General features: G+C 64.4%; 16 protein-coding genes. 7 read left to right on the top strand and 9 right to left on the bottom strand.

The features are described from left to right. Positions 1-112 precede the first annotated feature (112 nt). A complete protein-coding gene (locus PCA31118_RS18915) occupies positions 113-1,804 on the bottom strand; it encodes a pseudouridine synthase (protein WP_425495383.1) in 1,692 nt (563 codons plus the stop codon). A gap of 267 nt (positions 1,805-2,071) precedes the next feature. Continuing rightward, complete coding sequence (gene scpB / locus PCA31118_RS18910; protein WP_150626640.1) at positions 2,072-3,415, bottom strand: SMC-Scp complex subunit ScpB; 1,344 nt, start codon at positions 3,413-3,415, stop codon at positions 2,072-2,074. A gap of 333 nt (positions 3,416-3,748) precedes the next feature. Here scpB and fnr point away from each other — a divergent pair, with 333 nt between their 5' ends. Continuing rightward, positions 3,749-4,495 carry a fumarate/nitrate reduction transcriptional regulator Fnr gene (fnr, locus tag PCA31118_RS18905; protein WP_150626639.1) on the top strand — a complete coding sequence of 249 codons (747 nt, stop codon included), beginning with the start codon at positions 3,749-3,751 and terminating at the stop codon, positions 4,493-4,495. Between the two features lie 439 nt (positions 4,496-4,934). After that, positions 4,935-5,369, top strand: coding sequence for a YybH family protein (locus PCA31118_RS18900; protein WP_150626638.1), 435 nt, complete (start codon positions 4,935-4,937; stop codon positions 5,367-5,369). Between the two features lie 30 nt (positions 5,370-5,399). On the opposite strand, the gene PCA31118_RS18895 is transcribed toward PCA31118_RS18900, so the two are convergent. Further along, positions 5,400-6,326 (bottom strand): LysR family transcriptional regulator, encoded by a 927-nt coding sequence (locus PCA31118_RS18895; RefSeq protein WP_150626637.1) that lies wholly within the window; start codon positions 6,324-6,326, stop codon positions 5,400-5,402. Between the two features lie 141 nt (positions 6,327-6,467). On the opposite strand from PCA31118_RS18895, the gene PCA31118_RS18890 reads away from it, so the two are divergent. Beyond that, positions 6,468-7,484 (top strand): zinc-binding alcohol dehydrogenase family protein, encoded by a 1,017-nt coding sequence (locus PCA31118_RS18890; protein WP_150626636.1) that lies wholly within the window; start codon positions 6,468-6,470, stop codon positions 7,482-7,484. A 204-nt stretch (positions 7,485-7,688) separates the two neighbouring features. Here PCA31118_RS18890 and PCA31118_RS18885 read toward each other — a convergent pair whose 3' ends face one another. The 4 genes from PCA31118_RS18885 to hrpA all read right to left on the bottom strand — a co-directional run bounded on the left by PCA31118_RS18885 (position 7,689) and on the right by hrpA (position 14,742). After that, a complete protein-coding gene (locus PCA31118_RS18885) occupies positions 7,689-8,528 on the bottom strand; it encodes a competence/damage-inducible protein A (protein WP_150626635.1) in 840 nt (279 codons plus the stop codon). Between the two features lie 86 nt (positions 8,529-8,614). Continuing rightward, complete coding sequence (locus tag PCA31118_RS18880; protein WP_150626634.1) at positions 8,615-9,562, bottom strand: EI24 domain-containing protein; 948 nt, start codon at positions 9,560-9,562, stop codon at positions 8,615-8,617. 85 nt (positions 9,563-9,647) lie between these two features. Further along, a complete protein-coding gene (locus PCA31118_RS18875) occupies positions 9,648-10,643 on the bottom strand; it encodes a YVTN family beta-propeller repeat protein (protein ID WP_150626633.1) in 996 nt (331 codons plus the stop codon). A 127-nt stretch (positions 10,644-10,770) separates the two neighbouring features. Continuing rightward, the gene (gene hrpA / locus PCA31118_RS18870) at positions 10,771-14,742 is read right to left on the bottom strand and encodes an ATP-dependent RNA helicase HrpA (protein ID WP_425495382.1); all 3,972 of its coding nucleotides are present in this window, start codon (positions 14,740-14,742) and stop codon (positions 10,771-10,773) included. 215 nt (positions 14,743-14,957) lie between these two features. Between hrpA and argA the strand changes: the two genes are divergently transcribed. Together argA and PCA31118_RS18860 are read left to right on the top strand one after the other, a co-directional pair. Further along, positions 14,958-16,307 carry an amino-acid N-acetyltransferase gene (gene argA / locus PCA31118_RS18865; RefSeq protein WP_044455491.1) on the top strand — a complete coding sequence of 450 codons (1,350 nt, stop codon included), beginning with the start codon at positions 14,958-14,960 and terminating at the stop codon, positions 16,305-16,307. A gap of 256 nt (positions 16,308-16,563) precedes the next feature. Further along, positions 16,564-16,842, top strand: coding sequence for an oxidative damage protection protein (locus tag PCA31118_RS18860; RefSeq protein WP_044455490.1), 279 nt, complete (start codon positions 16,564-16,566; stop codon positions 16,840-16,842). A gap of 107 nt (positions 16,843-16,949) precedes the next feature. On the opposite strand, the gene PCA31118_RS18855 is transcribed toward PCA31118_RS18860, so the two are convergent. Then, the gene (locus PCA31118_RS18855; RefSeq protein ID WP_150626631.1) at positions 16,950-18,026 is read right to left on the bottom strand and encodes a serine endopeptidase; all 1,077 of its coding nucleotides are present in this window, start codon (positions 18,024-18,026) and stop codon (positions 16,950-16,952) included. 15 nt (positions 18,027-18,041) lie between these two features. Beyond that, on the bottom strand, positions 18,042-18,734 hold the full coding sequence (gene rpiA, locus PCA31118_RS18850; protein WP_150626630.1) for a ribose-5-phosphate isomerase RpiA: 693 nt from the start codon (positions 18,732-18,734) through the stop codon (positions 18,042-18,044). A 207-nt stretch (positions 18,735-18,941) separates the two neighbouring features. Here rpiA and tal point away from each other — a divergent pair, with 207 nt between their 5' ends. Both tal and PCA31118_RS18840 read left to right on the top strand, forming a co-directional pair. After that, positions 18,942-19,901, top strand: a complete 960-nt coding sequence (gene tal, locus PCA31118_RS18845) for a transaldolase (protein ID WP_150626629.1) — start codon at positions 18,942-18,944, stop codon at positions 19,899-19,901. A 1,205-nt stretch (positions 19,902-21,106) separates the two neighbouring features. Continuing rightward, entirely contained in the window at positions 21,107-23,497 is a 2,391-nt protein-coding gene (locus PCA31118_RS18840) for a deaminase domain-containing protein (RefSeq protein WP_174990529.1), read from the top strand. The last annotated feature ends 17 nt before the right edge of the window (positions 23,498-23,514 follow it).

Here is a 23,514-nt window from a genome sequence, read left to right as displayed (position 1 = left end):
TATTCGTTGATTTTATATGGTTTTGACCCGATTTGCAACGCTTGGCGCCCGAAAAGCCTGCCGGACGGGCGCCGTTGATACATTGCCGCAACGCACCATCGGATCGGAAAACTTAGCGCGATCGGTTGCCGCCGCGGTTACCACGGTTGCCGTAATTGCCACCGCCGCCGCTGTTACCGCCACCGGCCCGGTTGCCACCGCGACTGCGGTTACCGTTGGCATTGCCACCGCCGCCGCCATTGCCACCACGCGACTGACCACCGAAACCGCCGCCCGCCGAATTTCCACCACCGAAGCGGCGACCCTCACCGCGCGGCGCAGGCGTGTGGCCCGGATAGCCACCGCTCGGTCCGACAAACGCGGTCAGCGGATTGGCGCGGGGACGACGCGACTGTCCCGGCTCACGTGCAAACACGCCCAGCGCCGTCTGCATCGGATCCGGCTGACGGCGCGGCTCCTTGGCTGCGCCCGCCTTGCCACCGCGACCACCGTTGCGGGCACCCTTCTCATCCGACGACGCGCCCGGCATCTTCATGCCCACCGCAGCGAACAGCGACCGAACTTGCGCTTCGTCCATTTCTTCGTAACGACCACGCTTGAGGCCGCGCGGCAGCGTCAGCGGGCCATAACGGGTACGGATCAGGCGACTCACCATCAACCCCGCTGCATCGAACATACGACGCACTTCGCGGTTGCGCCCTTCGGCCAACGCCACGTGATACCAGTGATTCGAGCCTTCGCCGCCCCCGTCCTTCAGGCGCAGGAAGTTGGCTTCACCGTCCTCGAGCTTGATGCCGTGCAGGAGTTGCTGACGCGACGCCTCGCTCAACTGTCCGACCGTGCGAACGGCGTACTCGCGTTCGATTTCGTAGCGCGGGTGCATGAAACGGTTCGCCAGATCGCCCGACGTCGTCAGAATCAGCAAACCTTCCGTATTGAAATCGAGACGACCGACGGCCAGCCACTTGGCGGTCTTCATCGGCGGCAGACGGTCGAACACCGACGTCCGGCCTTCCGGGTCCGAATGGCTGACGATCTCACCGGCCGGCTTGTGATAAAGCAGCACGCGCGGCGGCTTGCTGCTGATGCGGCGCTTGACGAGCTTGCCATTGATGCGGACCTGATCGGTCGGCAGGATGCGCTGTCCAATGTGAGCAGGCTCGGAGTTCACCGACACGCGACCGGCGAGAATCAGTTCCTCCATCTCGCGGCGCGACCCCATCCCGGCTTCGGCCAGGACTTTGTGCAGCTTCGGCGCCTCGTCGTCGGGCGACAGCACGCGTCGATCCGCCGGACGGCGGCCGCGCTTGGCCGCAGCATTGTCACCTTCGGCGTCGTCACCGTCGAAACCGCCGGACGTCACGAAGGCGAACAAGTCGCCGTCACCGCCATGGTTCGGGTTGCCTGCGCCACCCTTGCCGCGCGCTGCGCCCGCCGGGGCCTTCCGGCCTCGACCCTGCGCCTTGCCCGCACCGCCCTGGGCATTCTGTCCACCTTGAGCACCTTGACCACCTCGCGGACCACGCCCGCCCGGCGCCGTGCCTTTGGCACCCTCACCGGCCTGCGACGCCTGCTGCGCATCGTCACGCTTGGCGCCACGCGGCTTGCGCGGGCCGTTGCGACCACGCCCCTGAGCCGCACCGGGCGCACCGTCGCCACTTGACGACTGGCCCTGGGCAGCGTCGCCGGCCGGCGCAGCTTGCGTCGTGTCCGCCGCAGCGGATTCGCCATTGTCGTCGCCTTCGCGCTTGGCCTGCTGGGCCGCGCGGCGGCGGGCGATCAGACTACGCGGACCGCGGCGCAAACCACGGCGCGAGGCCTTTTCATCGCCGCCTTCACCTTCCGGCGAACGTGCTTCGGCACCGGCATCGCGTGCGTGCAGGTCCTGGGATTCTTCGTTTTGTTTCAACACAACCTCATTGGAAAACGGGATTCTGGCGGGCAGGCGTAATTCGCTGAATTCGCTGCCCTGATCCGTGTTCGCACCATGAATGCGCGGCAAACGCTTGCCGCGACTTCGTTCTTATCGCTAACGGCCTTGTGAATACGCGCGGCGCACTGCGCCGACGCCTCAGGTACCGGTGACGAGACTCTTGTCGTCCCCGTCGTTCTCGTCGTCGTCCGACGCACCGGGCACGGGATGCCCGGCGGCGGCTTCGTTCGCTGCCGGGTCGACAGCGCGCGGGGAAACCTCTTGCGTGAGCGACGCTGCGGGATCTGCCGCGTGCGTCGCATCCTCTTCTACTCCGGTATCGCGCCCAACATCCGGCACCGAATCAGACACATCTTGCGGCGAATCCTCGCCGACAGGCACCTCAGACCCCGACACTTCGGAAAATTCCTCGTCGTCCGGTTGCTCGACGCCATCCGGTACGCGCCCATCGACCGCCATCGACACGTCGGCTTGTCCATCGCCCGGCACTACGTCTTCCGCGCCACCCACGTCTCCCGCGACATCGGAAGCCGGACCGCGCGGTGCGTCGTCCTGCTCACTGACGTATCCGGTGTCGACGAGTTCCGCCGCATCGACCGCTTTCGGTGAAATATCGACGGACGCATCGTCCGCCATTTCCGCCGCAGCAGCAGCCTCAACCTCAGCAGGCTCACCCTCAACAGCCCCCGCCGTCGCGGCACCGTCCGTAGAGACCTCACCCTCGGCCATGACAGCGTCGAGCAACACCTCTTCGGTCACCGTCTCACTGCCCGACAGCGGCACGCGCTGGTCTTCCGGCAATCCTTGCGCGAGCGGCAAGTCGTCGGCGCGCGTTTGCGCCAGCAGGGCAAGCGCTTCGGCATCGGCGACCGGCGCGTCATCCGACGCCGCCTCCTCGCCTGCCTCGCCCTCGGCACGCTCGCCGAATTCGATGTTCTGCTGCGCCAGCAAATCGATCTGCGCCTGGGCGGCCGGATCTTCGAGCGGCGGCAGCGCGTCGAGTGCACGCAAGCCCAAGTCGTCGAGGAAGTCCTTGGTCGTGGCGTACAGGCCAGGGCGTCCCGGCACGTCACGATGACCAATCACCTCGATCCAGCCCCGGTCTTCGAGCTGCTTGATGATCTGCGTATTCACAGTGACGCCGCGAATCTCTTCGATGTCGCCACGGGTGACCGGCTGACGATACGCAATGATCGCCAGCGTCTCCATCACCGCGCGCGAATACTTCGGCGGCTTCTCCGGATTCAGGCGGTCAAGGTATTCACGCATGCGCGGACGGCTCTGGAAACGCCAGCCGGTGGCCAACGCCACCAATTCCACACCTCGGCCATCCCATTGCACGCGGATTTCCTCGAGCAGCGCGCGCACCGTGTCGCCAGACACGGCGTCATTGAAGAGCTTGCGCAGATCGCCGACCTTGAGCGGCTCCTGCGCGCAAATCAACGCGGTCTCGAGGACGAGTTTCGCCTCTTGGGTATTCATGTGCGACTAAGCAGACCGGGGGCTTGGCAACCCGGTATCAGGAATAAATGGATGCTTGGAACACGAGAAACGATCGCAGATAACAACCGCTTCGCATAAGCGCGCGCCCTATTGTGTTCGGTCGTAGTGACGGCGGCGCGACCAGAATGCTTCGAACGACCTTCCGGGAAAACGCCCAGGCCGATTGTGCGGCGAGACGGACGTCCGGTATGTGCGCAATTATTACTGAAACACCGACGCCCGTAAAGCGTCGTCGAAACCCTGACGGTCCGCACGTCGAAACGGCGGGTCGACGCCTCATGGTAAACTCTCAAAATAACTTCAGGGGCCTCCATGACCACAGAGATCGGTCGCATTCCCGGCAACCCCATTCCGGTTGCCCAGCCTCGTTGTTCCACCTGCTCACTGGGGCAGTTCTGCCTGCCCGTCGGCATCCCTGAGCCGGAGCTGGAACGACTGGACGCGCTTGTGAGCGAGCGCCGTCGCCTCAAGAAGGGCGAGGTGCTGTATCACGCCAACGATGACCTGAACGCCGTCTACGGCATTCGCTTCGGGTCGCTCAAGAGCTGCGTCACGGCTCCCGACGGCCGCGAGCAGGTCGTCGGTTTCCACCTCCAGGGCGAGCTGATCGGCCTGGACGCCGTGGCCGACAGCCATCACCCGAGCACCGCCATCGCGCTCGAAGACAGCGAATTGTGTATTGCCCGCTTCAACGAACTGGAAACGTTGTCGCGTCAGGTGCCGTCGCTGCAACGCCAGTTGCATCGCCTGATGAGCCAGGAAATCCGCAACGAGCACCAGCAACTGCTCGCGCTCGGCACCATGCGCGCCGAGGAACGTCTGGCCGTGTTCCTTCTGAATCTGTCCGAACGTCTCGCCGCACGCGGGTACGCCGCCAACGAATTCGTGCTGCGCATGAGCCGCGAAGAAATCGGCAGCTTCCTGGGCCTCAAACTGGAGACGGTCAGCCGCCTGTTCTCGCGTTTCGCGCAGAACGGCATGATCGAAATCCGTCAACGCCACGTCAAGATCATCGACGGTATTGCGCTGCGCGAGCTCGCAGGCGTGCATCACTGCTGATCCGCCCGCCCCGGGGTGCCGCAGCGCCCCCCCGGGGCTCCCGAAGTCCTGCCGTCCTGCCCTCACGCCATCAGGCAGGTCACCGCCGTTCCTCGCCTGCCGTCCACCGCACCCGCCCGCGGCATTTCCATCGCGCGACGCGACATCTTGCCGTCACCCATAAGCTACCGGTCCACCTGAACCAGCGCCTTGCGCCAGATCAAACGTCGCTCGGGCGCGCCAAGTCCCCAGTTCATTCACCCGGCTCATTCACGCGGTTCAATCACCCGGCTCAATCACCCGATCCGACCGCCCGGGCCGCTCCGCCATGCCCAAATCGCCGCGCGTTCGACAAGCCCGGGCAAACCCTCCATAATCGGCGCGTTCGCCGCCCGGCACCCGTTTCCCGGGCTTCCCGAACGATGAATCCCAACGATGGACCCCGACGGAGGCCGCCGTTATGCCCGCCACCATATTTCTCAGCCCGGAAGACGCCGAGCACGCGTTCTACGAAGCGTTGCGTGCCGGCGACACGGAGACATTGATGGATGTCTGGTCAGAAGACGAAGAGGTCGTCTGCATACATCCGTCGGGCCCCAGACACGTCGGCCCTGCGGCCGTTCGCGCCAGTTGGCGGCAAATTCTCGCCAAGGGCGGGTTGCAGGTCACCGTGAGTCACCTTCAGGTGGCCCACAACCCGCTTTGCGCCGTTCACAACGTGCTGGAACAAATTCAGGTCGAGACACACCCGGAGGTGCGTTTCGCATTCGTGCTCACCACCAATGTGTACCTGAAGGAAGCGGACGGCTGGCGGCTGGTACTGCATCATTCGAGCCCTGCCATCGGCCACGACGATACCGGCTCGCAGCCCACCCGCACACATCGCCTGCACTGAGGGCGACAGCGCATCGCGATCCGTTCGGCCTTATCTGCCGTCGGCAGTCGCCGGCCACTGCGTTTCCCAATAAGGCACAGGGCCGAATCGCGCCTGCAAGAACTCGATGAACGCATGGGTCTTCGGCGGCACGAACACCCGGCTCGGGTACACCGCCCAAATCGCGACTTCCTCGGCCAGCGGGTACGCTTGCAACACCGGCACCAGCTCCCCCCGCTGCAAGTGCACCGCCACATCCCACGTCGACTTCAGCGCAATGCCCAGACCCGCCAGCACGGCGTCGCGCAGCACTTCGCCGTTGTCCGACACCAGACGCCCCGCCACACGCACACTGAGCGGGCCGCCAGGGGTGAGAAACCGCCAATCACGCTGCTCGCCGAGCGTCAGGCATTCGTGTTGTGTGAGATCGCTCGGATGTCGCGGCGTGCCATGCGCGGCCAGATAGGCCGGTGACGCACACAAGGTGCGCCGGTTCGCGGCGAGCTTACGGGCAATGAGCGTCGAGTCCCGCAACGCCCCCACCCGAATCGCCATGTCGACGCCTTCTTCGAGCAAATCCACCACCCGGTCCGTCAGACGAAAATCGAGTGAAATGCCGGGATACCGCGCCAGAAATTCGGGCAGCGCGGGCGAGATGTGCTGGCGCGCAAACGACGACGAACACGACACGCGCAGCAACCCCTGTGGCGCGGCGAACCCCTGCCCCACGCTCGCGAGCGCCTGCGCCTCGGCCGCCAGCAGCGCCTGCGCCTGCGCGAGAAAGACTTCCCCCTCCTGCGTCAGCGCGACACGTCGCGTCGTCCGATGCAGCAGCCTGGCGCCCAGCACCCCTTCGAGCTGCGCCAGTCGCGTGCTGGCCGTGGCCGGGGAGAGTCCGCGCTCACGCCCCGCCGCCGAGACGTTTCCCAGCGCGGCCACCCGCACGAACAATGCGACCGTATCGAGGTCCAATGCCATTTGACGGAATTTCCAAAAAATCTTTTCCGCATTATGCGAATTATCAATTCAATCGACTAGCCGTAATCTTTCGGCATCGCATTCGGCGCGTCGCGAATTCGCCACAGATGGGCAGCGCGCCTTCACTTCAGGAGAAAGCAGATGAAAGCCATCGGATTGACCCGTTACCTGCCGATCGACGACCCGAAATCGCTCGAAGACATCGAATTGCCAACGCCAACGCCTGCCGGACACGATTTGCTGATCAAGGTCGAGGCTATTTCCGTGAACCCGGTCGACACGAAAGTGCGTGCGCCGAAGGACAAGGTCGAATCCACGCCACGTGTGCTGGGCTGGGACGCCGCAGGCACCGTCGCCGCCGTCGGGCCGGACGTCACGCTGTTCAAAGTGGGCGACCCGGTCTATTACGCGGGCAGCATTACGCGCCCCGGCGCAAACAGCGAATTCCATCTGGTCGACGAACGCATCACGGGACATATGCCCACGTCGCTCGACTTCGTGAATGCGGCCGCGTTGCCGCTCACCACCATTACCGCGTGGGAGGCATTGTTCGACCGCCTCGGCATCGCCCCCGACGGACGCGATGAAGGCAAGTCGATCCTGATCGTCGGCGGCGCGGGTGGTGTGGGTTCGATTGCGATTCAACTCGCGCGCCGCCTGGCCAAGCTCACCATCGTGGCAACCGCCTCGCGCCCTGAGTCGGCCGACTGGTGCCGTCAGCTGGGCGCGCAGCACGTCATCGATCACTATCAGGACATGCCCACGCAGTTGAAGGCCCTTGGCTTGCCGCAGGTCGATTTCGTCCTGTGCCTGAACGACACGGACACGCACTTCCCCGCCATGGCCGAGGCCGTCGCGCCGCAAGGCAAGATCTGCTCGATCGTCGAGAATGCCGGACCGCTCGAAGTCGGCCTGCTCAAGAGCAAGAGCGCCACGTTCGTCTGGGAATTCATGTTCACGCGCGCCATGTACGAAACGCCGGACATGATTGCCCAGCACAAGCTGCTGACCGAAGTTGCCCGTCTGGTCGATGCCGGCACCCTGCGCACGACCGTCGGTGAAGTCATCGGCCCGATCAATGCGGTGAACCTGCGCCGCGCGCACGCGCAACTCGAAGGCGGACGCACCATCGGCAAACTCGTCCTCGCCGGGTTCTGACCGACGCCCGCTGCCCTTCGGGCTTTATCGACGCCAACCAATCCGGCGTTCTGTTCTGAGCACGGGCACCAAAACAAACGGCGCTTGCCCACGAAGGCAAGCGCCGTTTCGACATTTCAGGCATTCATCTCCGGACGTCGGCAACCGACGATCGATCGCGCCCCGAATGTGAACCGAGAGCGGACCGACCGACCGGGCCGAAGGCTATTTCGCCGACGGCACCGTGCCCTCCGGCAACGCGACCGCCTCGGCCGGATGCACGATTTCGCCACCCAGCGCATTCACACCGGCAATCAAACGCTCGAACGCGGCGCCGACGAGCGTCGGATCGCCCTTCACGCCCAGATCGATATGACGGCGCGCGTAAATAGCCCCGCGCTCCGCATCGCCCACGCTCGGCAGGCTGAACACCTTGATGCCGCTGTACTCGGCCTCGATCGCCTCCATGAGCGGCGTGAGCGTCGATTCGGCCAGTCCGAAGACCAGCACGGAGCGCTCAGTGTGCTTCGTCAGGTGATGCAGATCGGCGTAATACGTGTCGAGCACCCATGCCATCATCGGCCATGCCATGACCGGAAAACCCGGCATGAAGTGATGATGCTCGACCGAAAAACCCGGAATCTTGTTGTACGGATTCGGCAGCACGCGCGCGCCGACCGGGAACTCGCCCATCTTCAGGCGATGACGGTTATCGGCCTGCGTCATGTCCGCCACGCCGTCCGGGCTGGTATCGGCAATGCGCTCCATGATGAGCGCCTCGGCTTCGGGCGTGAGCACCAGCGGTACATTGAGCGCGGCGGCCGCGCACTGACGCGTGTGATCGTCCGGTGTCGCCCCGATGCCGCCGGTCACGAACACGATGTCGTCGCTCGCGAAGGTGCGCCGCAGCGTTGCGGTAATGCGTTCCGGGTCGTCCCCGACGTACTCGGCCCAACCCAGCTGCATGCCGCGCTCGGTGAGCAATTCGATGATCTTGGGCAGATGCTTGTCGTGACGACGCCCCGAGAGAATCTCGTCGCCGATGATGATGATGCCGACCGCCATGATGCTTCCTTTGTCTTGTCGTCAGTGCCTGGGGAAATGCGCAGCGCCGCCCGCCGACGGCGCGCAATTCGACGATTGTGCCACTTTCACGGCGAACCGTTAGGGGAACCTGTCGGGCCGGACGGGCTGGTAGGGCCCGACAACCGAGGCACGTCCGCCGGCGGCAAATCCTCACTGTCCGGCAGCGGCGCGACAGCGCCCGGGAGCACGGTCCCGGAGAAGGACGGCTCGCGGTGAGCGTCCTCCGCGCGCATGCGCGAGAGCGCTCGCAGGCAATAGTGGGCGAACCACAACGCCGAGAACACGAAGATCACCACATACAGCCAGATCGCCAGCAGCGCGATGACCGGAAACAGCACGATCATGATGACGGACGAGACCCACAGGAGCGTGGGCAACGAACCGAGCAGGCCTGTCGCCACACCGATCACCAGCAACGGCAACCGTTTCTCACGCACCAGCCGACGACGCTCCTCCGCACTCGCGTGATAGGCGAGCGCGTCATAGGTCATGACGCGATACGTCAGCCAGCCCCACAGCAGCGGCGGCACGATCGCGAAGAACGGCGGCACCAGCCAGAGCGGCAATGTCACCAGCGCGGCGATCAGGAATACGAACGTCGCACCGAGCGACTGCCCGAGGCTGCCCCAGAACGACCCGCCCTGCCGGGCTTCGAGGTGAATGAAATGCCGTCGCGACAGGTGACGCAGCACCGCAGGCATCGACCATCCCGCAATGAGCAGCAGCGCCGTTACCACGATGAGCGGCACGAGCAACGCCACCAGAATGAACGGTGCCAGCGCCATGCGTACGCTGTCTACGCCGAAATAGCCGAAGAAGCGGTAAATCCACTGCGTGAATTCCCACTGTTCGAGCCAGACGCGGAGAAAGTCGGTGAACGGTTCCCAACCGAACCAGATCACGGCGCCCCAGAGCAGACCGGAGACGATGAAGGGCATTGCGGTGAGCCACAGCATGCGCGGATGCAGCAGACTCACGAGCGCGCGGCCAAGCGCGCGAAGAATATCGTTCATGCAGGTGTGGTACGGACCGCACGGGCACCACGGCGCGAAGCCGCGGCACCCGCGCGATCAAAGCCTTGAAAGTGAGGCCTTGATGTTACAGCACCGGCGCGCGGTCGTAGAAATAGATCCCGTGCGGCGAGCGCCCGACCGGAATGGTGTTGATCAGCTTGCGCGAGGCCAGATCGATAATGCCGACCTTGCGCGCCCAGCGGAACGTCACCCAGAGCTGCTTCTTGTCGGCGGTGAGTTCCATGTCGTCCGGGCCCGGCAGCAAACCGGTGATGTTGCCCACGTTGGTGAGCGACTCCTGATCGATGATGCTGATCGTGCTGGAAACGCGGTTCGAGATCAGCACATGCTTGCCATCGGCGAGCGACCGGAAGTTGTGCGCGCCCTTGCCGGTCGGAATCGTCTTGACGACCTTCTGGTTTCGCCAGTCGACCACCGCCGCGTAATCGGCCCCTGTCATGCCCACGAGCAGATACTTGTCGTTCGGTGTGAGCCACACCCCCGCCGGACTGTCGCCGACCTTCATCTTCCAGATCACTTTCTGCGTGGCCAGATCGATGGCGGCGACTTCATTCGACTCCTGCAACGAGATGAACACGAGCTTGCTGTCCTGGGTGAACACGAGGTGGCTCGGCATCTTCTTGATGGGAATCCGCTGCGCGACGCTCAGGTTCTTGCCGTCGAACCGGTAGACATCCACGCGGTCCAGACGCAGCGCGTTAGCCACGAACCACTTCTTGTCCGGCGAGAAACCGATCTGGTACGGGTCTTCGATGTTCTCGATCTTGCGCTGGATCTGCCCCGTCTTCGGATCGAGGAAGACGAGGTTGTTGCCGACCGAATTCGCGACGATGAGCGACTGGTTGTCGGGCGTCGCCATGAGGTGATGCGGTTCCTTGCCGACCGGGAACGTCTGAACGACCTTCTGCGAGGCCTTGTCGATCAGGCTGACGCTGGCGTCGGCCGAATTGAGCACGACCACCACGCTCTCGGGCGCGGGTGCAGCGGCGCGAGCCGGACCGGCCAGCGCCGCGAGCCCGAAGGAAGCCGCCAGACTGGCGGCAATCAGAAGTTTGCGCATCACGAAGTCTCTGGAAAAAGTCCCGCTATTGTAGGCTGGGAACGCCTCACCGCAGCGCTTCTCGCGTACATTTTTTGATCAGGCGAAACACCATCCGCACACTTCATGACATAGCGCAAACCGGCCCTCAGCGCTGCAACGCTTCCCATACCTTGTGCAACCGCTTGACCGACACTGGCATGGGGGTGCGCAACTCCTGAGCGAAGAGCGAAATACGCAACTCTTCGAGCAGCCAGCGGAACTCGTCGAGCCTTGCATCGCCGTGATCGCGGCGTTGCGACGTCGCTCTTTGCCAGTTTTGCAGCAACGGCCCGAGCTCGCTCATGGCGCGCGCGTCGCGTGACGGATCGGCCTTGAGTTTGTCGATGCGCGCGGCCATGCCCTTCAGGTAGCGCGGGAAATGCGCCAGCTGCGCGTACGGCGTATCGATGAGAAAGCGCTTGCCGACGAGGCGCTGCAACTGGGCGCTCAGGTCCGCGTGCGCCTGCGCAAACGGTTTGGCCTGCGCCAGCTTCTTCTGCAACGCGGCGTACTCGGTGAGAATCTGACCGGCCAGTCGCGCGATCTCCTGCGCGAGCAGCGTCAGACGCCCTCGCCCTTCGTCCTTGCGCGCGACGAAGGCCGCGTTGTCGCTCGGCCACGGCAACGCCAGACACGCCCGCTCCAGCGCCAGATCCACGATCTGGTCGCGCAATTCCTCCTGCGTGCCCAGACTCATGTACTGCATCGCCATCTGCTGCAAGCCGGGAATGTTCTTCTCCAGATACTTCACCTGTTCGCGAAGCTGGATGGCGAACAGGCGTCGCAGGCCCGCACGATGCTGCCGCTGCGCTTCGTCCGGATCGTCGAACACTTCGAGATCGCAATGGTCGCCCCGGTCGACGAGCGCCGGATAGCCGAACAGTGTCTGGCCGCCACGGCGGATTTCCAGCATCTCCGGCAATTCACCGAAGCTCCAGGTCGTGAGGTTGTCATAGCGACCGGGTTCGACCGCGGCGGCGGAGGCCGCCGGTGTCGCCGCCGCGCTCCCCCCTTTTCCCGCACGCTTGTCTGTCCCGGCTGCCTTGCCGCGCTTGTCCCCATCGTGCGCTGGCGCCGCCGCCGGCGCGCTGCCCGTGGGCGTGGCGCCGCTTCTGGCCGCGAGTTGCTGGAACGTTCGCTGCGCCTGCTGGCCGAGTTCGGCGCGCAATTGAGCGAGATTGCGCCCCATACCCAGTTGACGGCCATGCTCGTCGATCACCTTGAAGTTCATCGACAAGTGCGCCGGCAGCATCTCCAGCTTGAAGTCGCTCGACTTGAGCATGACCCCGGTCTGCTCGCGTGCATCTGCCATGAGGGCATCGAGCAGTGCGCCCTGCCCGAACGTGGCCCGGTCGAGAAAGCCTGCCGCATACTCCGGCAACGGCACGAAGTGACGCCGCAGCTTTTGCGGCAGCGACTTCATCAACAGGTGCGCCTTTTCCTTGAGCATGCCGGGCACGAGCCACTCGCAGCGGCGTGCGTCGACCTGATTCAGAGCGTAAAGCGGCACAGCGAGCGTCACGCCGTCGCGCGGCGAGCCGGGCTCGAAGTGGTACGTCAGCGCCATCTCGATGCCGGCGATGACGGTTTTCTTCGGGAACAGGTCGGTCGTGACCCCGGCTGCCTCGTGACGCATGAGGTCGTCGCGCACCAGATAAAGCAGTCGGGGCGTGCCCTTGGCGGTCTCCCGATACCAGTGCTCGAAGCTCGCGCCATCGTACAGATTGGCGGGCACGTGCGCGTCGTAGAACGCGTAGATCAGTTCGTCGTCGACCAGTACGTCCTGACGGCGCGACTTGTGCTCTAGCTGCTCGATGTCCGCGATCAACTTGCGGTTATGGGCATAGAACGGAAGTTTCGTCTCCCACTCGCCTTCGACGAGCGCGCTGCGCAGAAAGATTTCGCGCGCGCGACGCGGGTCACGCGGACCGAAGTTCATGCGACGGCGTGCGTAGATGGTCAGGCCATAGAGCGTGCCGCGCTCGTACGCGACGACTTGCGCGGCCTTCTTCTCCCAGTGCGCGTCCGACAGCGACGTCTTCACCAGATGCTTGCCCACGCGCTCGATCCACTCCGGCTCGATTCGGGCGATGCAACGCGCATAGAGGCGGCTCGTCTCGACCAGTTCGCCGGCCATGACCCAGCGGCCCGCCTTCTTGACCAGCGACGAGCCCGGCCAGATATGGAATTTGATGCCGTGTGCGCCGAGGAAATGCGGGTCGTCGTCGGCCTTGCAGCCAATGTTGCCCAGCAAGCCTGCGAGCAGCGCCAGATGCACCTGCTCGTAGGTTGCTTCCGATTCATTGATGCGCCACCCCTGCTCGCGCACCACCGTGAGCAACTGGCTGTGGACGTCACGCCATTCGCGCAGACGCAACTGCGACAGGAAGTTCTCACGGCAGGCCTGCGCCAGAAGACGGTTGGATTTCTTGTGCGCGATGGCGTCTTCGAACCATTTCCAGATCTTGATCCACGACAGGAATTCGGACCTTTCGTCGGCGAACTTCCTGTGCGCGTTGTCGGCCGCGTCCTGCGCCTCGATGGGCCGGTCGCGCGGGTCCTGCACCGCCAGGGCGCTGGCGATGATCAGCACTTCGCGCAGCGATTGCTGATCGCGCGCGGCGAGAATCATGCGGCCCACGCGCGGGTCCAGCGGCAGTCGCGCCAGTTCGCGCCCGAGCGCGGTGAGCTGGTTCGTGTCGTCGACGGCGCCGAGTTCGTTGAGCAACTGGTAGCCGTCGGCAATGGCGCGCCCCGGCGGCGGCTCGATGAACGGGAAGTCCTCGACCTTCGAGAGCCGCAGCGACTGCATCCGCAGGATGACGGCCGCCAGCGACGAGCGCAGGATTTCCGGGTCGGTGAAGCGCGCGCGCGACTGGAAGTCGGTCTCGTCGTACAGACGGATACACACGCCGTCGGCGACCCGGCCGCATCGGCCAGCGCGCTGATTGGCCGCGGCCTGCGAGATCGACTCGATCTGCAACTGCTCGACCTTGTTGCGGTAGGAGTAGCGCTTCACGCGCGCTGTCCCCGCATCGACCACGTAGCGGATGCCGGGCACGGTAAGCGACGTTTCCGCCACGTTGGTTGCCAGCACGATGCGCCGCGCATTGGACGGCTTGAACACGCGCTCCTGATCGGTCGCGGACAGGCGAGCGAACAGCGGCAGGATTTCGGTGTGCGGCGGATGGTGCTTGCGCAGCGACTCGGCGGCCTCGCGAATCTCACGCTCGCCGGGCAGGAAGACGAGCACGTCGCCCGAGCCCTCGCGACAGAGTTCGTCGACGGCGTCGACAATGCCGTCCATCAGGTCGCGCTCCCGGTCGCGGGCGCTTGCGCGGCTACCCTCGCGACCTTCCGCGTTGGCAATACGGGCGTCATCCTGAATCGGCCGATAGCGCACTTCCACCGGGTACAGACGGCCGCTCACCTCGATGACCGGCGCCGGGCGCAGCGACTCGCCCTCTCCCGTGCCGAAATGGCGTGCGAAGCGATCGGCGTCAATGGTGGCCGAAGTGATGATGACCTTCAGATCGGGCCGGCGCGGCAGCAACTGCTTCAGGTAGCCGAGCAGGAAATCGATGTTCAGGCTGCGTTCATGCGCCTCGTCGATGATGATGGTGTCGTACGCACGCAACAACGGGTCGGTCTGCGTCTCCGCCAGCAGAATGCCGTCGGTCATCAGCTTGACGGACGCGCCGTTGGACAGCGTATCGTTGAAGCGCACCTTGAACCCGACGATCTCGCCCAGCGGCGTGTTCAGTTCGTCGGCAATCCGGCGTGCCGTGGCGGATGCGGCAATACGTCGCGGCTGGGTATGGCCGATGAGGCCGGTGCCGCCGGCCCCCAGGCCGCGCCCGAGTGCGAGGCAGATTTTCGGCAGCTGGGTGGTTTTGCCGGAGCCGGTTTCGCCGCTCACGATCACGACCTGGTGCCCGGCGATGGCGCGCGCGATCTCCTCCCGGCGGCCGGAGACCGGCAACGCTTCGGGGAACGTGATCGGCGGGACGCGATTGGCTGCCGCCTGACGCGCGGCCAGGCGCTCGGCGTCGCGTGCGGCCCGCTCGGCGGGCGACAGGCGGCGTCCGGCCTCGGCCGTCCCGGCCGAGTGCTTCGCGCGATCGGGTTGCTTGGGTTGTTTGGATTGTTTGGGTTGTGAAGTGCCCGCGGTTTGAACACGCGTGTGCCCCGGCGCCGTCACTTTTGGCTTCGGGGGCTTAGATTGTCGATTTCGTTCATCACTTGCCATGGGCGCGCATTATATAATCTGCGCATGTTTGCGCACGTACACCCATGCTGACCGAACCCGACCCCGCCCTGCAAGACGAAGAGACCGCCCATCAAGCCCAGTTCGTGGACTGGCTGCGCTCGGTCGCCCCCTACATCCATGCGTTCCGTGACAAGACCTTCGTGGTCGCCTTTGGCGGCGAACTGGTTGCGGCAGGCGGGCTCGACTCCCTGATTCAGGACGTCGCGCTGCTGTGCGCCATGGGCATGCACATCGTGCTGGTGCACGGTTCGCGACCGCAGGTCGAGGAGCAGATGCGCCTGCGACATATCGAGTCGCATTTTGCCCAGCAACTGCGCATTACGGACGCGGCCGCGCTCGAAGCGGTGAAGGAAGCCGCCGGCGAACTGCGTCTGGACATCGAGGCATCGATCAGCCAGGGGCTGCCGAACACGCCGATGGGCAATGCGCGAATCAGCGTGGTCTCGGGCAACTTCGTCACCGGGCGCCCGGTCGGCGTGGTCGACGGCGTGGATTTCCAGCACACCGGCGTGGTTCGCAAGGTCGATGCCGAGTCGATTCGCCTGTCGCTCTCGAACGGCAAGATCGTGCTGCTCTCACCGCTCGGGTTCTCGCCCACGGGCCAGTCGTTCAATCTGACGATGGAAGACGTGGCGTCGTCCGCGGCGATTGCGCTGCGCGCCGACAAGCTGATCTTCATTACCGAAACCCCCGGCGTTCTGAACGAATACAACGAGCTGCAACGCGAACTGACGCTCGAAGACGCGCAGCGCATGCAATCCCAAGGAACGATCGATCGTGACTCGGCGTTCTATCTGAAGTACGCCACGCGCGCTTGCCGTGCCGGCGTGGGCCGTGCGCACATCGTGCCGTTCTCGCTCGATGGCAGCATGCTGCTCGAACTGTTCTCGCACGATGGCGTCGGCACGATGATCTCGTACGAGAATCTGGAAAGTCTGCGCGAAGCGACCATCGACGACGTCGGCGGTATTCTCCAGTTGATCGAACCGCTGGAAGCGGATGGCACGCTGGTACGCCGCGGCCGTCACCAGTTGGAGCGCGACATCGATCACTTCTCGGTCATCGAGCACGATGGACGCCTGTTCGGCTGCGCCGCGCTCTATCCCTATCCGACCGAGCGCATCGGCGAGATGGCTTGCCTGACGGTCGATCCGGAAGCGCAGGGATCGGGCGACGGCGAACGCTTGCTCAAGCACATCGAGCAGCGCGCCCGCGCACGCGGCCTGGAACGCCTGTTCGTGCTCACGACGCGCACCGAGCACTGGTTCCTCAAGCGAGGCTTCGTCAAGGCGGGTGTCGACGATCTGCCTGCCGACCGACGCCGCCTGTACAACTGGCAGCGCCGCTCGTTGGTGCTGATCAAGAAGCTGTAATCCTGGCGGGCGGCCCTGGCGCGTACGAGATGCTTGCCTTGCATCGCGCGCCCTGCCCCCCATATCCGGATATCTGCCGCCGCGCTTAGCCTCATTCGTCCCGGCTTGCCCCGGTTTGGCCAATGTGCCCGGTGCGCCCGCTTGCCTCTCGATCACGGCAATCCGGCGCTCGCGTGCGGCGCCTGTTTAGCCGGTTTAGCCGATACTTAGCCGGTACCTATTTACCCATATACGACGATCACGAAGGAGTCCCCTCATGGCCCGCATGGTTCAATGCATCAAACTCGGCAAAGAAGCCGAAGGTCTCGATTTCCCGCCGATGCCCGGCGAACTCGGCAAACGCCTCTGGGAAAGCGTCTCCAAAGAAGCCTGGGCCGGATGGCTCAAGCAACAAACGATGCTGATCAACGAGAACCGCCTCAACATGGCCGACCCGCGCGCCCGCCAATACCTCGTCAAGCAAACCGAAAAGTACTTCTTCGGCGAAGGTGCCGACGTGGCGCAAGGTTACGTGCCGCCGCCGAGCGCCGAGTAAGCACCACGCGACAATAGTCGGGAACGGGCCGGAGCGGCCCGGATTCGGCGTTGCACGCTCCCCATGGGATGCGTATTCCCGGGAGCTATCCCGGGATCCTCACACCCTCAGACCGCAGGGGTGACACGCGCCTGCGGATCTGCATTCGCACCGGTGGCACGCGCGCCGCAGTGATGACAGAAATGGGCGAACGCGTTCTTGCGCGTCTTGCACGTGCCGCAATGGTCGAACAGGCAGATGCCGCAGTGCACGCAATAATCACGGCCGGGGTCGTCGAGCTTCACGGGACGCTCGCACCCCGGACACACCGACTTCGCCAGACGCGCCTGCGCCAGATCGTAGGACAACGTCTTGCGCCGCTCTTCGTCCGGCAACTGCTCCTCCGCCTTCTGCCTGGCCAGGTAGCGCTGCAGCGAGACGATGGCATACCGGCCGATCAACACCGTCAAGACAATGCCGACGAGGTATCGGACGTAACCGCCGTAATCAGGCAGATACGGAACCAGTTCCACGAAGAAAGCGAAGAGCGCGAAGAAGATGAAGCCCCACACGAACGGCCACCACGTGCTCTTGCGCTGCCGTACGAACAGCCAGCCGGCGACGGCCAGTAGAGGCAAGGTCAACGCCAGCCGAATACCGAAGACCTTCAACTCTTGCGAACGCTGAATCGCAGCGAGCTTTTCACTCGCCGCGTCGTTCAGCGCAAAGCGGGCGTTGCGGGCCGATTCGAGCGCGCGCTGCGCATCCAGATGACGGGATTCGAGGGTGTCGACCTGTGTCTGGGCGTCACGCTCGGCGGCCTTGAGCGTGTCGAGCGCGCGCGTGCGAGAGACGAGTTCGGCATCCTGGCTCGCCTGCGCCGTCGCGGTGCGCGTGGCGACCCAGTCATTGAACGATTCACGGGCGTTGCGATACGCCGTACTACGCGCCTTGAGCTGCAAGCGCGCCGTCTCCAACTGGCTTTCGATGTCTTCGAGCTGTGTCTGCGCCTGCTTGATCGCGGCGTCGGCGCGTTGGGCCTGCGCGATATCGACGAAGGACGCGAGCGTCGGCGCGGGCGCGACGCCCGGCAATTTGTCGACGACGAGACCGCCAAGACCGATGAGAAACGCCGCAAACAGCACGGCGATCAGCCACAGGCCGCGGCGGAACCAGGTTTCGGGAAGACGACGCGATCCAGCCATCCTGCCCTCCTGAACTCAGTCTTTGTAATCGATGGAACGCACGCCCGAGGCCGTGCCCATCAGGGTCAGGTCCGCACCGCGTTGCGCGAACAGCCCCACGGTCACCACGCCGGGAATCTGGTTGACCTTCGTCTCGAACGCGACCGGATCGATGATCTGCAACCCATGAACGTCGAGAATGGCGCAGCCGTTGTCGGTCACGTACGGACTGCCGTCGGCACGCACGCGTGCCTGCGGCTTGCCGCCGAGGGCTTCGAGTGCGCGCGCAACGCTCGCCTGCGCCATCGGAATGACTTCGACCGGCAGCGGGAAGACGCCGAGCACGGCGACTTCCTTGGAGGCGTCCACGACGCAAACGAACTTTTCGGCGACCGAGGCGACGATCTTCTCACGTGTGAGCGCGCCGCCGCCGCCCTTGACCATATGGCCGAGCGCGTTGATTTCGTCGGCGCCGTCGACATACACGGGCAGGCTGTCGATCTGATTGAGGTCGAACACTTCGATGCCATGCTTGCGCAGGCGCTCGGTGCTCGCTTCGGAACTGGAGACGGCGCCGCGATAGCGCCCCTTGTGGGCGGCGAGCGCGTCGATGAAGCAGTTGGCCGTGGACCCGGTGCCCACGCCGATCACGCTGCCCTCGGGCACGTGTTGGTTCACATAATCGGCAGCAGCCTGACCGACCAAGCGCTTGAGTTCGTCCTGGGTCATGGGGATTTCCGGCAAAGTTTGGTAAAGTCGGAAGTTTACCGGAGTCGGGCGACGCGCGCCGTTTTTCGTCACCTTGCCGCCCGGACGCTTCTCCGATGTTCCGGCCTGTTCAGCGCTGGCCGCCTGCGTCGCTCTCGTCGCATTGGCGCCCGGCTGGCGCTGGCCGGATTTCATGTCACGCAGTGCAATTCTCGCAAGGCCGCTCTCATGAATCTGCTCGACCAACTCAAGCGTCACACCATCGTCGTGGCCGACACCGGCGACTTTCAGGCGATGGACGCCTATAAGCCGCAAGACGCCACCACCAACCCCTCGCTCATTCTCGGCGCCGTACAGAAAGACGCCTATCGCCCGATTCTCACGCGCGTGGTCGGCGAGCACCGCGCCGCGTCGACGGACGAGATCATCGATCGCCTGTTGATCGCCTTCGGCCGCGAAATTCTCGGCATCGTGCCGGGTCGTGTATCGACCGAAGTCGATGCGCGACTGTCGTTCGACACGGCAGGCACGGTCGCACGGGCACGCAAGCTCATTGCGATGTACGAAGCCGAAGGTATCGAGCGCAAGCGCGTACTGATCAAGATTGCGTCGACATGGGAAGGGATTCGTGCGGCCGAGATTCTTGAGCGCGACGGCATTCGCTGCAACATGACGCTGCTCTTTTCGCTGGTGCAGGCGGCGGCTTGCGCCGAAGTCGGCGCATGCCTGATTTCGCCGTTCGTCGGCCGCATTTACGACTGGTACAAGAAGTCGGCCGGGGCGAGCTGGGACGAAGCCGCGATGGCCGGTGAAAACGATCCGGGCGTGCGTTCGGTGTCGAGCATTTATCGCTATTACAAGCACTTCGGCTATGGCACGGAGGTCATGGGCGCGAGCTTCCGCTCGACAGGCCAGATTCTGGCGCTGGCAGGCTGCGATCTGCTCACGATCAGCCCGGCGCTTCTGGAGCAACTGCGTACGACCGATGGCGAAGTGAAGCGACAGCTCGACGTCAAGGACGCGCGCGCAGCCGCCATCGAACGCGTGAAAACGGACGAGCCGTCATTCCGCTTCGCACTCAACGACGACGCAATGGCCACCGAAAAGCTCGCCGAGGGCATTCGCGCATTCGCGGCCGATGCCATCAAGCTCGAAGGGTTGATCGACGCGGCACGCGCCGGACGGTAATCTCCCAGAGCGTTTTCTGAAAGTACGCAGTTTGACCCGACGTAAGACTTCGCAGCACGTTCACTTCGTGCGGATGCGCTTACGACGGGTTGGCGGCGTCAGCATTGCCGCGCGTCTCGTCGCAGGCGATCTGACGCCCCGCCATGATTCCACGGACTCACGTATCGCCGCAGTCTCCACCGCGCGCGCCCGTCACGGCCACCGCAACGCAGTGTCGCGCTGCGGGAGCAAAACTTGCACTCTCCCCGTGCCAAAAGCGATCGAGCGAATTTGTCGATTCGTCGTCGCGTGCCACCGCCGACAACGCGCATCGCCGCAGTCACCCGTGGCGCGAGCTGATTAGCAACGAGTCGCCCGTCAAACCGCGCGACTTCAGCCTCCCGCCCAAGCCCCCGCAAACACAGACTGGCTCGAAAGCAGCGCGTCAGCTCGTCCTTGACCTGCCTGCATCGGACACCGCGACTGCACTATCGCGCATACGTGTGCTGCCCGCGACACCGACCACCTCGGCTACGCGCCCGCCACCGGGCGCAGTCCCCGCGAATTCGACGTCAAAGCGTGGCGCGCCGATCGGATTGTTCGTGCACAACGACCAGTACGTCAGGGTCAATACGTCGGGCAGTCGCCTTTCGGTTCTCTCGGCGGATGACGCGCGATTGGCCGGTCTTCCCGAAGTCCCGCAGCACTTCGATACGATTGAGGGCCGCTTGGCCGACACGGCACATTCTCCGCAGGCCCAGGGCGCGGCCCCGCAACCTGACACGTCGATGCAGCAACCGCCGTCGTCACTGGTATTGCTCAGATTGACCCATATCGTCTCGGGGCTCCCATTCGAGAAAACGGTATTTGGCGCGCGCCTACCGGGACACCCGTCATCTGTCGTGGTACGGGCGGACCGACACCGGTACTACGTGTCCCATCGTTTCCGGTCGGATTTGCCCTCAAACGCTTTCCACCGACTCGACCCAGATGTGCCCGACGACAAACATTTCATCGACCTGTACTGCGAGTGCAAGCAGCAATTTAAAACGCCCCCGTCCGAACTCGAACGGACTTCGAGCTTTCGGAATGTGCTTCGGCAACTCGAAGCACAGGCGGCTCCCCGCCCCAAGTCTGTCGCGTCATCCGTTGCAAGTGAAGAGGCCCTGAGGATATTCACCTCGCGTGCCGCACAGCAGGCGTTTGTCCGCGCCAACAAGGCAAGTATGTCGAGTCGCGACCGGTTTCATCCGGAGCACCATAGATTCGACCTGTCCGTCTACCGGACCATACTCGGCCCGGAACTGGTATTCGAAACGGACGGCGAATGGAATATCAGTCATGCCGCCGGCGTTGCCGACCTGAAATCGCAACTGCGGGAGAACAACTTCGCGTTTGCCAGCGTCGAGACGCCATCGGGGCGCAGCGTGTACTTTTCCCTGTCCGGAGGCATGCGTGCCAAAGATGTCACCCTGGCCATCCATCGGACAATGGGAGACGCGGACGAGGTCGCCATCGGGCCTATCACGTTCGTCGATGCGAAGCGTCGCCTGGCACGTGCCGCCGTTGAATCTCCGGATTCGCCAAGCAAGACGGCCATGCAGATGAACTTGCCGGTGCTCGATCCCACGTGCGCAACGACGACTGACCGGGTCAACGACGCCGAACAGATCATCGCGACGGTGATCGCTCGCGACGCCAGCCACGCCCCCCTCACCGGCGGCATTCACTTCAACACGCTGCTCGACACCTGCGATTCGTGCGCCAGCACGTTGGCCTTGCTGCAAACGCAGACGAAACAGCCGGTGAGTGTGGTCTACCACAGGGACTATGGCGTGACGACAGCCAACAGCCGGAATCCGACGATTCTGGCGATCCAGCAATTCGCCGCTGCCGTCAACGACCTCCACGCGCATCTAATCACCGGCGACATTGCCGCCATGATCCACGTTGCGCGTCGACTGCCCGTGCCGACCCTCATCGATTCCCTGTCGAATGCCCTGCTGCGCTTTGACGGCAGCTTTACCGATGCGGCGCATCTCGGTCTCATGAGCAACGCCTGCTACCTGCGCCTGCTGGGCGTGCTGGCGCGCACCGAGATCGTCCGGACCAGGACAATCACCGACACGCTGCTCTGCCCACAAGGCAAAGCGTATGTGTCGCTGCTCGCCACTCGCGTTGCCATGCATCCGATGCTCGCGCGCGCATGGGTCAGCCTGCTCGACGACCTGAAGACAGCCGGCGCGGATCGCGTGGTCTTGATGAGAGTCCTGTTGAGCAAACCCGGCGGCAGCGGGCGATGCTTCTACGTGGAACTCTTGCGTGCTGCGCACATGCCGGGCGACGTTCGAAACGCATTGGTCGCCTGGCTGAAATCTGCCGATCTCGTGCCTCGACTACGAGAGTCCCTGGCCTTCGTGAGCCTTCGCACGGCCGTCAAGCTGACAGCGCGCAGGTGGCTCCAGGTGGATTCGGCGCAGCCACTGACGTTCGAGCATGTGACGCTCAAGGAAGTCCTGCTGAGCGCGAGGGAGACGCTTTCCTTAAGCGCACTCAATACGGCGGACAATCTGCGGCTGGCAACGAAGATGCGCGAAGCCATGCCGACCATCAGGACCGCCGAAATCCGCGCATTTCGCGAAATGATCGAGACGCTCGTCGCACGCGCGTGGCATGACGTCTTGCCGAACAGCGCCCCGCCCACCCACATCGCGAAGACGATCGTCGAGACGCACGGCGCCGAATATGGCGGTGCTATCGCAGCGGCACGCAAGCAGGCGCGCGACGCAATCATCGACGAGCATGTCGCCGTGTATGCCGACTTTCAGCGCCGCCATCCGGGCGCAAGCCAGGACGCGCTCCAGTCGCAGTTCGAAACCTGCCTGCGGGCGGCCAAAGCGGCTTATCTTGCGGCGATCGCGGATACCGCAGGTACGGCAGCGACCGCAGCGACCGCAGCCACGGCAGCCACGCAGTTGCAAGCCGAACGCAGCGCGCATGAGGCGGTCGGCAAGGCGAGCCTGCGCAAACACACCGAAGACGCCTTGAAATCCGCTCATGCAAGTGCCCTGAGCGCAGCGATACGGGCAGCGAACGACGTCATGCACGAGAACGTTCGCAGACAAGCCGAAGATGCCGCCTGCGCCGCGAAGGCCGATGCCCGGAAGGCGGCTGCCATGCAGGCCGAGCAAGCCGCCGCACATGCCGTCGTGACGGCTGCGGCCATCGTCGCCATCGAGGCCAAGCAACTGGCCCGCAATGCGGCGAACCGTCGGGCGCGGGACGCCGCATGCGAGAACGCGCGAGCGCCGGTGACGCAGGCGTGGGAGGGGCGCGCGAGCGCGTGCGCCGCGCCGACCGTGACGTCACAGGACACGGCGCGTCACCTTGGTCACCTTGGTCACCTTGGTCACCTTGGTCACGTTCATCACGTTGATGTGGGCACGCCTCCCCCCGACGCGCCCCGGGTGTCGGATGGGCTGGAGGACGTGTGCTTCCCCTCGGTACCGGAAGGCCCACCGCAGCGCGCGCCACGCGAGCATGAAATTGCGTCCCGACTCGCACGGCTCAGGGAGGATGGCGCCCGTGCGCAGTTCACCCCGCCGCAGCGCTCGTGAACGGCACGCGTCGCCAG

The organism is Pandoraea captiosa, from assembly GCF_902459775.1.
In the GTDB taxonomy this organism is placed as follows: Bacteria; Pseudomonadota; Gammaproteobacteria; order Burkholderiales; family Burkholderiaceae; genus Pandoraea; species Pandoraea captiosa.
Note: the sequence above shows the minus strand (reverse complement) of the source record. Positions and strands in the feature narration are given on the sequence as shown.

Coding starts and splice junctions, on each gene's coding strand:
- scpB (WP_150626640.1), bottom strand. CDS start 3,415: ATGAATACCCAAGAGGCGAAACTCGTCCTCGAGACCGCGTTGATTTGC.
- fnr (WP_150626639.1), top strand. CDS start 3,749: ATGACCACAGAGATCGGTCGCATTCCCGGCAACCCCATTCCGGTTGCC.
- PCA31118_RS18900 (WP_150626638.1), top strand. CDS start 4,935: ATGCCCGCCACCATATTTCTCAGCCCGGAAGACGCCGAGCACGCGTTC.
- PCA31118_RS18895 (WP_150626637.1), bottom strand. CDS start 6,326: ATGGCATTGGACCTCGATACGGTCGCATTGTTCGTGCGGGTGGCCGCG.
- PCA31118_RS18890 (WP_150626636.1), top strand. CDS start 6,468: ATGAAAGCCATCGGATTGACCCGTTACCTGCCGATCGACGACCCGAAA.
- PCA31118_RS18885 (WP_150626635.1), bottom strand. CDS start 8,528: ATGGCGGTCGGCATCATCATCATCGGCGACGAGATTCTCTCGGGGCGT.
- PCA31118_RS18880 (WP_150626634.1), bottom strand. CDS start 9,562: ATGAACGATATTCTTCGCGCGCTTGGCCGCGCGCTCGTGAGTCTGCTG.
- PCA31118_RS18875 (WP_150626633.1), bottom strand. CDS start 10,643: ATGCGCAAACTTCTGATTGCCGCCAGTCTGGCGGCTTCCTTCGGGCTC.
- argA (WP_044455491.1), top strand. CDS start 14,958: ATGCTGACCGAACCCGACCCCGCCCTGCAAGACGAAGAGACCGCCCAT.
- PCA31118_RS18860 (WP_044455490.1), top strand. CDS start 16,564: ATGGCCCGCATGGTTCAATGCATCAAACTCGGCAAAGAAGCCGAAGGT.
- PCA31118_RS18855 (WP_150626631.1), bottom strand. CDS start 18,026: ATGGCTGGATCGCGTCGTCTTCCCGAAACCTGGTTCCGCCGCGGCCTG.
- rpiA (WP_150626630.1), bottom strand. CDS start 18,734: ATGACCCAGGACGAACTCAAGCGCTTGGTCGGTCAGGCTGCTGCCGAT.
- tal (WP_150626629.1), top strand. CDS start 18,942: ATGAATCTGCTCGACCAACTCAAGCGTCACACCATCGTCGTGGCCGAC.
- PCA31118_RS18840 (WP_174990529.1), top strand. CDS start 21,107: ATGTCGAGTCGCGACCGGTTTCATCCGGAGCACCATAGATTCGACCTG.